Source organism: Crossiella sp. NPDC003009 (assembly GCF_053591555.1).
The window spans coordinates 1-13,263 of sequence record NZ_JBSFUA010000089.1 but is presented as its reverse complement, the minus strand read 5'-3'; the positions used below and the strand labels follow the sequence as shown (position 1 = coordinate 13,263).

At 71.7% G+C, this 13,263-nt stretch carries 10 protein-coding genes; 4 read left to right on the top strand and 6 right to left on the bottom strand.

Translation table 11 applies throughout. From position 1 onward, the window contains the following. The first annotated feature begins 106 nt into the window (after nucleotides 1–106). Entirely contained in the window at nucleotides 107–1,054 is a 948-nt protein-coding gene (locus ACWDY5_RS40920) for a hypothetical protein (RefSeq protein WP_449727506.1), read from the top strand. A gap of 207 nt (nucleotides 1,055–1,261) precedes the next feature. Here ACWDY5_RS40920 and ACWDY5_RS40915 read toward each other — a convergent pair whose 3' ends face one another. Beyond that, entirely contained in the window at nucleotides 1,262–2,548 is a 1,287-nt protein-coding gene (locus ACWDY5_RS40915) for a carboxylesterase family protein (RefSeq protein WP_449727505.1), read from the bottom strand. After that, nucleotides 2,545–3,405, bottom strand: a complete 861-nt coding sequence (locus ACWDY5_RS40910) for an MBL fold metallo-hydrolase (protein ID WP_449727504.1) — start codon at nucleotides 3,403–3,405, stop codon at nucleotides 2,545–2,547. The genes ACWDY5_RS40915 and ACWDY5_RS40910 overlap by 4 nt, the downstream gene beginning before the upstream one ends. Nucleotides 3,406–3,498: 93 nt before the next feature. Here ACWDY5_RS40910 and ACWDY5_RS40905 point away from each other — a divergent pair, with 93 nt between their 5' ends. Continuing rightward, the gene (locus tag ACWDY5_RS40905) at nucleotides 3,499–4,368 is read left to right on the top strand and encodes an AraC family transcriptional regulator (RefSeq protein ID WP_449727503.1); all 870 of its coding nucleotides are present in this window, start codon (nucleotides 3,499–3,501) and stop codon (nucleotides 4,366–4,368) included. 36 nt (nucleotides 4,369–4,404) lie between these two features. Here the strand turns inward: ACWDY5_RS40905 and ACWDY5_RS40900 are convergent, their stop codons facing one another. Beyond that, entirely contained in the window at nucleotides 4,405–8,604 is a 4,200-nt protein-coding gene (locus ACWDY5_RS40900) for a sugar-binding domain-containing protein (RefSeq protein ID WP_449727502.1), read from the bottom strand. 285 nt (nucleotides 8,605–8,889) lie between these two features. Between ACWDY5_RS40900 and ACWDY5_RS40895 the strand changes: the two genes are divergently transcribed. After that, entirely contained in the window at nucleotides 8,890–9,144 is a 255-nt protein-coding gene (locus ACWDY5_RS40895) for a hypothetical protein (RefSeq protein ID WP_449727501.1), read from the top strand. Between the two features lie 60 nt (nucleotides 9,145–9,204). Here ACWDY5_RS40895 and ACWDY5_RS40890 read toward each other — a convergent pair whose 3' ends face one another. Together ACWDY5_RS40890 and ACWDY5_RS40885 are read right to left on the bottom strand one after the other, a co-directional pair. Further along, on the bottom strand, nucleotides 9,205–11,061 hold the full coding sequence (locus ACWDY5_RS40890) for a hypothetical protein (RefSeq protein ID WP_449727500.1): 1,857 nt from the start codon (nucleotides 11,059–11,061) through the stop codon (nucleotides 9,205–9,207). A gap of 25 nt (nucleotides 11,062–11,086) precedes the next feature. Beyond that, nucleotides 11,087–11,620 carry an N-acetyltransferase family protein gene (locus tag ACWDY5_RS40885; RefSeq protein ID WP_449727499.1) on the bottom strand — a complete coding sequence of 178 codons (534 nt, stop codon included), beginning with the start codon at nucleotides 11,618–11,620 and terminating at the stop codon, nucleotides 11,087–11,089. 57 nt (nucleotides 11,621–11,677) lie between these two features. Between ACWDY5_RS40885 and ACWDY5_RS40880 the strand changes: the two genes are divergently transcribed. Beyond that, complete coding sequence (locus tag ACWDY5_RS40880; RefSeq protein ID WP_449727498.1) at nucleotides 11,678–12,349, top strand: hypothetical protein; 672 nt, start codon at nucleotides 11,678–11,680, stop codon at nucleotides 12,347–12,349. Between the two features lie 9 nt (nucleotides 12,350–12,358). Here ACWDY5_RS40880 and ACWDY5_RS40875 read toward each other — a convergent pair whose 3' ends face one another. After that, nucleotides 12,359–13,195: a hypothetical protein gene (locus tag ACWDY5_RS40875; RefSeq protein ID WP_449727497.1), complete on the bottom strand. Its 837-nt coding sequence runs from the start codon at nucleotides 13,193–13,195 to the stop codon at nucleotides 12,359–12,361. Nucleotides 13,196–13,263: the final 68 nt, after the last annotated feature.

The following is a 13,263-nucleotide window of genomic DNA, read 5'->3' as shown; positions in this document are numbered from 1 at the left end:
GTGACCCTTGTTCACGAACCTGGTCAGGCCGACGATCGCGCCGCGCGCGTCGCCCCGCCAGTACGGCGCGAACAGGCCGGAGAAGGCGGGCACGTACTACGCGGCGGTGGCCGCGGAGGCCGCGGCCAGGGCGCGTGCCGACGCCATCGCCGCGGGCGCACTGGCCCAGGAGGCCGCGGCCGCGGCCAAGGAAGCGCAGGAGATCGCCACCGAGAAGCAGCGGGCCGAGGAGGCCACCACCCGGCAGATCGACGCCGAGCGGCAGGCCGACGGCGAGCTGACCTCCGCGGATGAGGAGGCGTTGCGGGCGCAGGGCGGCCAGCAGATGGTCGACGAGTACCGCAAGGCGCTGGCCGATGCCAACAAGGGCCTCGGGCAGTGGCTGGCCGAAAACGGCGCGGAGATCCTGATCACGCTGCTGGGCATCGACAACATCGTCAAGTGCGTCAGCGACGGTGACCTCGGCGCCTGCCTGTGGAGCCTGGTCGACGTCGGCTCGTTCTTCCTGGCCGTTGGCAAGCTGCCCGCCGTGGGCAAGGCGATTGTCAAGGTCATCGACGGCCTGGCGAACTTCTTCGCGCTCAAGGAGAAGGGCCGGCGGTTCCTGGAGGGTGTCAAGGGCATCCTCACCAACGCCCGCAAGGAGCGCACGCCGGAGATCGAGGCGTGCGAGTGGGAGGCCCCTGCCGAGTTCTCCGGGTTCGCCGCAGCCGGCAAGAAGCGGAAGTGCCAGCCCTTCGGTCACGTGGAGCAGGCGCACAGCGACACCCAGACCAAGGGCATCCACATCAAGATGGCCGACAACAGGACCGAGATCGAGATCCACGCCAACGCCGAAGGCAAGCTGACCGGCAAGCCCATCTCGGCCAACGGCAAGTTCGCCGACAAGAACGAGATCGACGAGGCGATCAGGCACCTGGAAAGCTCGCCGAAGGACCGGGAGAAGATGATCAGGGGTTGTGAGCACGCGCTGGGGGGTGGCATGAAGATCGGCGACACCATGCGCGACCGGCTCACCCACCTCCTGGAGTCGCTGAAGAAGATGCGGCCCTGACCGCTGCCGCACGGTGAGTGCCGCCATCCCGGTTCCCGGGGTGGCGGCATTTCGCTATTCAGGCAGGGCTGAAGACGCGTTCACCATCCGGGACCCCTTGGTACCGTGCCCCTGCCGACGCGATCCATGGTGGGACACGGCGGCCGAAACGGGTGGCCATCCGATCTTCCCGTGCGCGCGGGACGATCGGATGGTCCGCCTGAACCCTCATCCCTGGCGGGCCCAGTGCTCGTCGATGCGCTGGCTGGGCGCGCGCCAGCCCGGATCGCCGGTGGTGGCGAAGCGGCTCCAGGCCGCGTGGGTGCGGTCCACGAGCTCGGGCGAGGGCGGGGTGGGGCCGAGCAGGCCGTGTTCGCCGTGCAGGGCCGGGATCGCGGTGTGGCCGAAGACGAACGGCAGCTCCACGCAGTGGCAGGCGCCGAGCGCGCCGCCACAAGCCGCGGAGCGCCAGGCGAACTCGTAGCGGTGGGTCCGGCCGGGCCACTGCGCGGCGTGCGCCTCGGCCAGCAGGCGGCTGCCTCCGCCGAAGAGCGCCTCGGTGGTCAGCCACGGCGCCTGGCGGCCGGTGGGGACCAGGTACAGGTTGGCCTCGTCGATGTTGGTGCCGATCAGCAGGTCCACCGGCGGCAGCTCGGCCTCGATCGGCGGCCTCGGCAGCGTTTCGGGGTCCAGGACCAGGCTGAACGGGGTGATCCCGCGCAGCGGCCCGTCCGGCGGCAGGGGCAGCCGGGGGAGCGCGGCGATCAGGTCGGCGTCCGGGACACCGGGGATCTCGGCCGGGGTCACGTCGAGCTCGGTGGTCAGCGCGCCGGTGACCCGCAGCGCCTGGTCCGGGGTGAGCACGGCGGCGGGGTTGCCGCTCTGGCTGACCGCCCGGTGGAACAGCCCGTGCGCGCGGGGCGCGGCGAGCAGTCCGGCGACCAGGATCGCGCCCGCGGACTGCCCGGCCACGGTGATGTTGTGCGGATCGCCCCCGAAGGCGGAGATGTTGTCCCGCAACCATTCCAGCGCGGCGATCACGTCCAGCAGACCCCGGTTGGCGGGAGCTCCGGGCAGGTGCAGCCAGCCGGGGACGCCGAGGCGGTAGTTGACGGTGACCAGCAGCACGCCGTCGCGGGCGAAGGCGGTCCCGTCGTAGAGCGGCGCGGAGCCGGCGCCGACCTGGAAGCCGCCGCCGTGCAGGAACACCAGCACCGGGCGCGGCGGCGCGGGGGTCGGCGGGGCCCAGATGGTGAGGGTGCGGTAGTCGGGGCCGGGGATGGGCGGCGGGTTGAGCGGGGTGAGGTCGAAGAGCCCGAGGGACGGGCGCGGTGGGGCTGGCGCGGTCGGGCCGGGGGTGGTGGCGTCGCGGATGCCGGACCAGGGCAGGGGTGGTGCGGGGGCGGTGAAACGGGTGCCGAGGTCGTGGACCGGTGCGGCGTAGGGCACCGCGTGGTAGACGGTCACCTCCGCGCGCTGCTCACCGGCCAGGAAACCCTGGGCGGTGCGGGTCATCCGAAGGCCGCCCAGCCGGTGATGGCGAACTTGCCGCCGTCCCGCTTGACCTCGGCCGCGCCGCTGCCGCCGAAGTGGGCCGGGATGACCAGCGCGCCGGTGTCCGCGGCCTCGGCCAGCAGGCGGCGGCGGGTGGCGATGGCGGCGGGCACGTCGTCGCTGAGGCAGGCCTCGTGGTCGGGTTCGACGAGTTGCAGCGGGCTGTGCGCGATGTCGCCGATGAACAGCGCGCGGTCGGTGCCGGAAACCAGGCGCAGCACCGCGGAACCAGGGGTGTGGCCGGGAGCCGGTGTCAGGGTCAGGTTGGCGTCGATGCGTAGCTCTGGACCGTCCCATGTGAACAGTTGGCCGGTGTGGCGGAGCGGGTCGATGCTGTCGCGGTGCACCTGGGGGTCGCTCAGGCCGGGGGTGGCGTCGGCGGTGTGCAGCAGGTAGCGGGCGTTGGGGAACGTGGGGATCCACTCGCCGTCGGCCAGTCGGGTGTTCCAGCCGACGTGGTCGGAGTGCGCGTGCGTGTTGACCACCAGGTCGACCTGCTCCGGCTGGACGCCCGCGGCGGCGAGGCGGTCCAGGAAACCGGTGCGCAGGCGGTGGAAGACCGGGACCTGCCGCTCCTTGTCATCGCCGATGCCGGTGTCCACCAGGATGATCCGGCCTTCGCTGCGCAGCACCCAGGGCTGGGTGCGGGCCAGGGCCATGTCGGTGGCCGGGTCCCAGTGGTCCGGGCTGAGCCAGGACTCGTTGGCCTGCCAGTGCTCGCGGGTGAAGGTCGGGAAGACGGCGCTGGCAGGGGCGAAGGGGCCGGACCACTCCAGCACCCTGGTGATCTCGACCTGGCCGAGTGTGATGGTGTCCACGCCGGTCACGCTAGGTTCGCAGCGGGCAGCCGGGAATGATTCAGCGTCTCGGCCGTTTACGTCTACGTCTTGATCTCCCGAGGTGAGGTGCCGATGGATGTGCTCAGCGACGCGATCGCCGCCATGCGCAGCGGGCGGCCCTACTCGGCGCTGACCGACGCCACCGGACCCTGGACCCGGCACTTCCCGGACTTTGCCGGGGCCCGGCTGCACGTGGTGCTCTCCGGCGCGATCACCGTGGTGCTGCCCGGTCGCGAGCCGGTGGTGCTGGGGCCGGGGGAGGCCGTGGTGCTGCCCGGCGGGGCCGCGCACGACCTCCGCGACGCGGGCGTGCCCGTGCGGCTGCTGTGCGGGGCGTTCCAGCTGGAGCAGGCCAGGGTGCACCCGCTGCTGGCCGAGCTGCCGGAACTGCTGGTGCAGGCCGCCGATCCGGTGCGGCAGGCCGCCCTGCACGGGGTGGTCTCGGTGCTGGGCGCGGAGCTGGCCGAGGTGCGGCCTGGACGGGACGCGGTGCTGCCCGCGCTGCTGGAGGTGCTGCTGATCTACCTGCTGCGGGCCTGGCTGGAGGAGCACGGCGCGGACCGGGACTGGGGTGGCGCGCTGCGGGACCCGGTGGTGGGCGCGGCGTTGCGGGCCATCCACCAGGACCCGGCCGCGCCGTGGACGGTGGAGACGCTGGGGGCGCGGGCTGGACTGTCCAGGGCCGCGTTCGCCCGCCGGTTCAGCCAGCTGGTCGGCCAGCCGCCGCTGGGCTACCTCACCTGGTGGCGGCTGACCACGGCCGCACACCTGTTGCGCACCACCGACGCCACCCTGGCCACCATCGCGCAGCGCTGCGGCTACGGCACCCAGTTCGCCCTGGCCAACGCCTTCAAACGCGGGTATGGCATGTCCGCAGGCCGCTACCGGCAGCTGCGCCGCACCGACCACGAGCACATCGGCGAATGGGAACGGCCCGGCTGACACAGTCCACAGTGGACGATGTCAGCCGGGCAGGGTTCAGCGGGTCCGGCCTTCCAGGGACTCGATGGACACCGTGCCGCCGTCACCGCGCATGGCCGCGCCGTGCCGGAACTGGCTCAGCACCGCCGGATCGGACAGGTTGAGCCGCGAGTCCACCGAGCCGGTGCGCACCGAGGTCCACCGCCCTTCCCGGCCGTGGAAGATGTCCACGGTCTTGCCGGAGACCACCAGCGCGAACTTGTCACCGGGTTGCAGGTCCAGCCGCGCGGTCGGGTTCCCGTGCAGGAACTGGCCGTTGAGCCGGACGTCGAAACCGGTCTCCTTCCGGAAGTGGTTGTACCAGGCCACCACATAGGTGTTCTGGTCCTTCACCAGCCCGGTGAACAGGCTGTTCTCCCGCGAGCCGCCACCGGCCAGCTCGCCGGCTTCGACGATGGTCACCGTCGGGTTGCCGCCGGGCGCGGCGTTGGAGCCGAGCATGGTGAAGAACGGGCTGGGGTGGCTGACCTTCAGCTTCGAACCCGACACCGTGGGCGCCGGCGCGGCCTCCCCGCCGAAGGGCTGGAAGCTCCGGTAGTTCGCGCTGGTGTCGCTGTCGAAGCCGTCGTGCACGGTGCGCTTGGGGTAGTTGGCCTCACTGGGTTCGGGCACCGGCACGGTCACCAGCCACGGCTCGTCCACCACCTGGCGACCGGCGTCACCGGTGTAGAAGGCCCTGGTGGTCACCGTGTTCTCGCCGACGCTGCCGGGCACCAGCCGGAACCGCGCCACCGCCGACTCGCCGGGCCGAAGGTCCACTGTGGACACCTGGCCGACCGGTTCGGCCCGCCAGCCCGCGGGCAGCACCAGCTCCGGCCGGACCTGGCGCACCGGGCGCGGGGAGTCGTTGACCACCAGCACGTTCGCCGTGGTGGGCTGCCCCTCCTTGAGCGTGCCCGGCACGAAGTGGGTGTTCACGCCCGCGCCCTCGGCGGTGCCCACGTACGGCTCGGACTGCTGCACCGGCGGCCCGGACACGCCCCGGCCCTGGGAGAGCACCAGCTGCGGGCTGATGCCGAAGCGGCCGGTGCGCGGCCCGTGCACGGTCAGCCCACCCCCGGAACCGCTGAGCGACAAGGTGAACTTGCCGTCCGCCGCGGCCTCCTTGAGCTTGCGCGCGTCCAGGTCCAGCACCACCCGGTAGCCGTACTGGCCGGGGTCGAAGCCGGACTCGTTGGACAGCGCGCCGCGCGCGTCGGCCGGATCGTCCGGCAGCACCACCGACCTGGCGGACACCCCGTCCACGGAGGCCCGGAACTCGGTGGGGTAGCGGCGTTCCGAGGTCTGCGGGAACCGGGTGCGCGGCGAGCTCGTGCGCGAGGCGGAGGCCTCCAGGACCAGCTGGGCGGTGTTCCAGCGGCCGGTGCGCAGCTCCTCCGGCAGGTCCACCGTCCACTGGAAGTCGCCGTCGCCGTAGCCCCAGGTGGCGCTGGCCCCGTCGTTGCGGAAGGTGTCGTGGCCCTGCGGCCAGTTCGCCTTGGCCGCGGCCGGGTCCAGCCGGATGGTGCCCGCGACCCTGGACTGGCTGCTGGCGTGCTCGCCGAGCACGGTGGCCCGGTCGGTCCGGTTGCTCCAGTCGGCCAGGAAGGTCTGGCCGGTGGCCAGGACTTCCTGGCCGCGCACCAGCTGGATGTCCAGGCGGCCGGAGGTCAGCTCCGCAGGCACGGTCGCCTCGACCTTGCCGAGGTCGCTGGTGGTGTACTTCTCCGGCGAGACCGGCCGCTGCCGCCAGTCGGTGCTGCGGATGGCCGCGCCGGTGTGGTCGGTGCCGGAGATCCGCCAGCGCAGCTGGGCGCCGCTGACCTCCCGGCCGGAGAACAGCGAGGACTTCGCGGTCAGCGACACCGCCTGCCCGGGCGTGACCCGCTGCACCGGGCGGGCGTCGAAGAACAGCACGTCGTCGGCGTTGGCCAGGTGCACCCCGCCCTGTTTTCCGTCTGCGTCAAGGTATCCGGGCACCTGGAGGGTGCGGTCGTAGGCCGACCAGCCGTTCCACTCCCACTCGATGTCAGCCAGCTCGGTGAACAGGTAGCCGTTCATCTTGGGCTGGTTGCGGAACAGCTCGGTGGTGTAGCGGAACGGCGCGGCGACATCCTGGTCCTTCTCCCGGCCGCCGGTCCACGGGCCGAACTCGGAGTTCAGCAGCGGCTGCCCGGACTGCTTCTTGCCCTCCTCCATGTTGAAGGTCGAGCCGGGATAGGTGTTGCGGACGTAGTTGTCGATGTTGGCCTTCCACTCGTCCCATGTGGACAGATAGCCGTGGAAGTCCAGCAGGTCGGTGCTCTCGCTGGGATGGTGGTTGCTGCAACAGGGCGAGTTGTCCACGATCAGCCGCCCGCCGCGGGTGAGCTGCTTGGTCAGCTGCACCATGCGCTCGATCCAGGGCTTGGCCTCCTCGCGGATGCCGTTGCCGTCGGTGATGCCCCAGCCTTCGTTGAAGACGTCCCAGATCACGATGGAGGGGTGGTTGTAGTCCCGTTTCACCGCATCGTGCAGCACGCCCTCGAACAGCTTCTCCGCGCTGGCCTGGTAGCCGTTGTAACCGAAGTTCGGCTGGTCGTACCAGACCATCAGGCCCATCACGTCGGCCCAGTGGTAGTACAGCGGATCGTTGATCTTGATGTGCAGCCGGGTGGAGTTGAGCCCGAGCTGCTTGGCCAGCGCCAGGTCGAAGAGCACCGAACCCTTCCGCGGCTCGGCCAGCGACCCGGCGCGCAGGTCACCGCCCTGGTAGAGGCCGGTGTAGGAGTAGGTGCCCCACGGGTTGAACGCCTGGTCCAGCGCCGAACGCAGGTAGATCGGCTTGTTGTTCAGGTGCAGATATTGGTACTGCTGCTGCGGATCGGACTGCTCGGCGGGGGAGTGGCCGGGCGCCCAGTCCCTGGAGACGGTGCGCAGTCCGGTCCAGGTGTGCAGCGCGTCCCGGCCCTGGCTGCCGGTCAGCTCCACCTGGACCTGGTAGAGCCACGGCGTCTCCGGTGACCACAGCCTGGCCGCCGGAATGTCCACAGTGGACTTACCGGTGCTGCCGGACAGCGGCAGGGTGGCGCTGGCCACCACCCGGCCGGCCTTGGGCTCCACCGGTCTCAGCAGCTCAAGCCCGCGCTGCTGCACGCCGGGCTTCCCGGCCTGCTCGCGCACGGTGATCTTGACCGTGGACCCGGCCGCGGCGGCGTTGCCGGCGATGGCGACCTCGGCCTTGGCGCTGGTCAGCCGGTCGCCGGTGAAGGTCAGCTGCGGGGTGACGTGCACGGTGTCCAGGCGGGCGGCGTCGGCCGGTTCCAGCCACACCGACTGCCAGATGCCGCCGGTGTCGGCGTACCAGCCCATCTGCTTGCCCTGCGGGTAGGGCGTGCGGTCGCTGTTGTCCGGCGCGAAGGACCGCACCACCAGCGAGTGCGTGGAACCGGGGGCCAGGCGGCCCAGGTCAACCTCGAACGGGGAGTAGCCGCCGTCGTGCTCGGCCCGCTTCACGCCGTCCAGGAACACCTGCGCGTGCCACTCCACCGCGCCGAAGCGCAGCAGCACGTTGCGCTCGGCAGGCCAGTCCGCGGGCACGGTGACCTGCTTCTGGTACCAGGCCGCGCCCTTGTTGGCCTCGAACTGGCTGGCGTAGACCTGGTTGTTGGCCCGCGCCTGTTCCCCGACCCCAGCCAGGGAGGTGTAGCTGAACGGCACCCGCACCGCGTGCTGCCACTCGTGCCCGCCCGCGGCCCAGTTCTCCTTCAGGCCGACATCGCGCGGGTCGAAGCTCAGCGACCAGGTCCCGTTGAGGTTGAGCCATTTGCCGTCCGCGCCTGCCCGGCGGTCCAGGTCGGGACGCGGGTAGTCCGGGTGCGGCAGGGTGCCCGGGGTCTCCCGGTCCAGGCGCAGGGTGACCGCGGTGTCGCCGCGGGACTCCAGGGGCAGCCAGCGGAAGTCGTAGCCCTGCTTGGCCGCGACCACCCCGACCGCCTCGGCCGGGACCCCCGGCAGGCTGAACCGCCCGTCGGCCCCGGTGCGCACGCTGGCGGTCTGGGCCGCCGCGTGCACCACCGCCCCGGCCACCGGGGCGCCGGAGACCGCGTCCCGGACCTGGCCGGTGACCGTGCGCTGGGCCTGCGCGGCCTGGGCCGGCGCAGGCGTGAACGTCGCCAGCGAGGCGAGAAGTGCCAACACGGCCACCAGCGGGCCGGATCGCAATCGGGATGGGGACATGGGCGCCTACCTCCTGGCGGGGAGCACGACCGAAGGCGGGGTGGGCGCGCAGGAGCGGGTAGGGCGGTCCACCCCGATGTGGAACCGATCCCATTAACAACAACCGATCGTGACCAGTCAACAACGGACACAACTCTGTCCGGAAATGGACCGCCAACGTTGTAATCCGGTCAGCCCACCCATGCCCGGCCGGGCACCCGCTCGGGCGCACGTTCGCCGATTGATTGTTCGGCGCGGCGCGGAGTCCGGCCTGCTGGTGGGCACGGCCTCGGCCGACCCGCGCCAGTGCCGCAGCTGGGACCTGGTGGGGCGGCGACCTTCACCGGCTCGGTGCCGCGCACCACGGTGGCCGCGCCGGTGGTGTGGGCGCACCACTTCGGCGGGCGCGCGGGGCACAAGTCGGTCTGGCTGGACGTCTCGTTCAACCGGGGCGCGAGCTGGATCCAGTGCGGGCCGTTCGAGACCTGGGGCGACAGCGTGGACTCGCGGATCCACGTGACTAGCCCGGATCCGGCCTCGGTGTGCAGCCGGTGGCGCTGAGCATCAGGTGACCGGTCGAGGGCCCAGTGCCGGGGGGGTGCTGGGCCCTCGAACCCCGGCTCAGCTCAGCGCGTAGCCGAGGCGGCCCTCGTTGCGGCCGCCGGGCACGCCCTCGCAGTTCTCGTGCGGGGACAGGAAGTGGTCGTCCTGCTCCGGCCAGTAGCACCGGTACAGCGGCGCCGACGGCGCGCTCGGCTGGTCGAGGTAGGCCCAGCCCTCGGTGCGCAGCACCTGCTGGCCCTCGCAGTCCGGCTGCGTGGAGACGAAGTGGTTGAGGCCCTTCACGCTGGTGTAGGCGCAGCCGTAGAGCGCGCGGGTGCCCGGCTTGCTCGCCGACTCCAGGAACCAGCGGTGCTCCAGCGCGTACTTCGCGGTGACCGCGCCGCTGGTGTCCCAGTGCTCCCGGCCGTCGTAGAACCGGCTGAACACCCGCTGCGTGGTGGTCAGCGCGTGCCCGAGCAGCTTGTCCTGGGTGCCGCGGCCCTCGCAGTTCGCCGCCGCAGAGGTGAAGTGGTCCGCGCCGGACTTGCAGCGGTACAACGGGGTCGAGGGGGCCGAGGGCGCGGCGGAGTAGATCCGGCCTTCGCTCCGCAGCACCGCGGCCTGCGGCGACTCACAGCCCTGGGCCAGGGACAGGTAGTGGTCCGAGCCGGTGCGGCAGCCGTAGAGCGGCACGGTGCCCGGCACGGCCGCGGTCTCCAGCCGCCACAGGCGACCGGGTTCGGGCGCGAAACCGGTGGCGCGTTCGGTGATCGTGCTGGTGCGGTGCTGGGAACCGTTGACGTAGCCGGTCAGGGGGGCCGTCGGCAGCGTGCGACCCGCGACGCAGGTGACGTGGCGGCGCATGGCCACCGCGTTCGCCCAGTCACCGGCCTTGGCCCACTGGAGGTAGTAGAGGTAGAACTCGTTGTCCACAATGGACGGATCGCTGCCGGTGCCGACGACGGTCGGGTAGGCGTTGCCGCGCTCGGGGTCGCGGAACAGGGTGGTCGGGCCGGACCAGCCGGTCAGCCCGTCCGGCGAGGTGGCCAGCACGAACTCGGTGATGCTGTTGCCTGCCACCATGATCGTGCCGCCCCTGGTGGTCTTGACCACGCTCGGGTGCCAGGCTCCGACGCCCTGCTCGCGCACCGCGCTGGAGGGGCCGTTGCGGCCGGGGGAGCTCCAGGCGCCGCCGTGGTACTTGCGCCACTCGCTGGCCTTGCCCTGCTTGGCCGCGGCGACCACCTCGGCCAGCGGGGCGCGGGCCACCGACAGCGGGGTGTTGACCCACTTGCCGTCGTCGTAGGAGTAGTCCGGGAAGTAGGCGTAGAGGTAGCCCTCGCGCAGCACGAAGGAGGAGGTGCCGATGTCGGCGGTCAGCTTGTGCCGGTACGCGGTGGCGAAGTCCATGTCCGGTGAGATGATCTCGCCCAGCAGCCGGGTCTCGCCGGTGGCCAGGTCGTGCAGGCCCAGGTGCAGCTCGGCGTAGAACTGGTGGTTCGGTCCGTCCAGGCTGCGTTCCAGGTGCACCATCTGCAGCACCAGGCCGCTGGCCGGGTCGCGGAAGACCGGCCCGCCGCCGGCGTACTGGTAGCCCGGCGGGACGTTGCGCACCGCGGCGTGCTTGACCCCGCCGGAGACCGGGTTGTCCAGGGTGCCCTTGGTGCTGGCGATGCTCTGCGGCAGCGAGCCGGAGCCGACCAGCGCGGAGGTGGACAGGAAGCGGTACTGGCCGTTGCCCTCGGGCAGCACCCCGAAGGCGGTGTCCGGCCAGCCCTTGAGGCCGAGGCCGAGCCGGGTGGTGTTGTCGACCACGACCTGGGCCGGGCCGACCGAGACGGCGGAGCAGGGTTCGATCGCCGCGGGGGCGGCCGCGGCTGGCTGGAGGCCGGTGGCGGTCAGCGCGACCGCGGCGGCCAGTGCTCGGAGGATCACCGGATGAGTGTGCCGCGCCCGCGGGCTACCGGGTGGGCGAACCGTCCAGATCGCGCCGGAAGCTGAGCCGGTCCAAGCCGGGGCCGTCGTAGTCCGGCTGCACCGGGCGACCCTCGAACTGCACCGGACCGGGCTCGGTGACGAAGCCCATCCGGGTGTGGAAGGCGTGCGAGCCCGCGTTGCCGGGGGAGGTGATCGCCCGGACCACGCTGCGCCCGTGCGCCCTGCTGTGGGCGAAGAACCGCTGGTACATCCAGGCGCCCAGGCCAAGACCGCGCTCGGCCGGGTCCACGCCGACGAAGTGGATGTAGCTCTCCGCCGGCCGGGACTGGGAGAGGAAGCCGACCAGGAAGGCCACGATCCGGCCGTCCCGCTCGATCACCGTGCTGCTGTCGGCGAAGTGCTGGAACATCAGCTTCGGCACCAGCAGCGCCCGCTGCTGGTCCCCGGCCGCGCCGCCCAGCCCGCCCCACCAGGCGGAGAGCAGCGGCAGGATCCTGGCGTGGTCCTGCTCGATCGGATGCCGCCAGGTCAGGTCCGCCGGAAGTTCCTTGATCATGCGCGCAGTATCACCCGGCGGCGGACCCCGGCAAAACCCTCGTCTAAGCTCATGACCATGCGTTTTGGGGGAACTGGCGGCGTGCTCGCGCTGACCGCGATGCTGCTGACCGGGTGCGGGAGCGTGTCGGTGACCGGCACGCCGACCTCGCTGCCGATCACTGGCACACCGCGTCCGGTGCTGGTCACGGCGAGCAACACGGAGATGCTCAGCGTGGACGAGGCGAACAAGGCCGTGCTCCCCGATCCGCCCATGGACGCGCCGCTGGTGCAGAAGCTGGTGCACGACCTGCGCAAGGACACCCTGCTGATGGTGCAGTGGCGCGGGGAGACCAGCGGCAGCTGCAAGGACGACGCGGTCGTGCTCAAGGCCGGTGCCGTCACCGACTGCGTGATCACCTTCGAGGGCGTGCAGGTGCCTTGGCAGATCACCGTGTCCAATGACTTCAAGGAGTCGGACATGCTGGTCAAGTACACCAAGAAGCCGCTCAAGGGCGTGCTGTTCGCCGAGGCGGTGCACGCGCGGCTGGCCAAGGACTTCCGGGCCGAGGGCGACGAGCTGCGCTGCGACGAGCTGCCCAAGGTGCAGCTGGTCGAGCTGGGCAAGAAGCTCGAACCCAAGTGCCAGTACCGGGCCAAGCCGGTGCGCGGCGGTGGCTTGGTGTACAAGGACGTCGGCCTTGAGGTGGACGCGCGCCGCGGCGGGATCTTCCTGGTCAGGGCGCGCTGAGGGAGGCCGCTACTGCCGGTCGAACCGGACCGGGTGCTCTGTCGACTGTGGACAGACGAACAGCCGCACGGCGTCCTTGATGTAGGTGCCGATGGGGTTCCACGCGTCCCGGTCCCGGAGGGCGTCCTCCTCGAACGGCCGCCAGCGGGACTCGCGGCCGCCCCATTCGGTGTCGGCGATGCTGAGCAGGTGCTCGGTCGGCGTGCCGCATTCCAGGCAGGGCTGCGGGATCCGGTCGGTGACCGCCCAGGACACCCAGCCGCCGATCTTGCTGCCCGGCGCGATCGACAGGCCGTCCCGGTACTCCTCCCGGATGCTCTGCACCGCCTCGGCCAGGTCGGCGGGCAGCTCCTCGTGCCACGGGTACTCGGTGAGGCGTTCGGGGTGCAGCACGCAGGGCCGGGGCACCAGGCTGTCGTCACCGTCGAGCAGCATCGGCTCCGGCGGTGGCTCCGAAGACGGTGTGATCGAGTGCGAGTTCCGCCAGAACAGGTACACGTACGGCCCGATGCCGCCCTGCAACTCGTCGTGCTCGTGCGGGCACCACAGCACCTGCAACAGATCAGTGCCGGGTGGGAAGGGCAGGTCGGGCAGGTCCCTGGCCCAGAACTGCCCGGCCACCACGGCTGGTTCGGGCTGCTCGGGCGCGGGGATGAAGCACTTGGCGTGCCCGCAGCGCGGCCAGGCCTCGCCTTCGGGCCACAGCAGCGGTCCGCCGAGGTGGCTGTCGTAGGCGGTGGGGTTGCCGCGGCGCGGGTGCAGGCGCACCGTGATGCGCGCGTAGGCGGCCAGGGCCGGGAACCGGGTGGCGACGCCGAACGCGGGCGGCCTGGTGGTGCGGGTCATACCGGAAGGCTAGGGCCAGCATCTGACACCCGGCTTACCGCCGGCGCCCCCGGCCGCGCCCGGGGGCG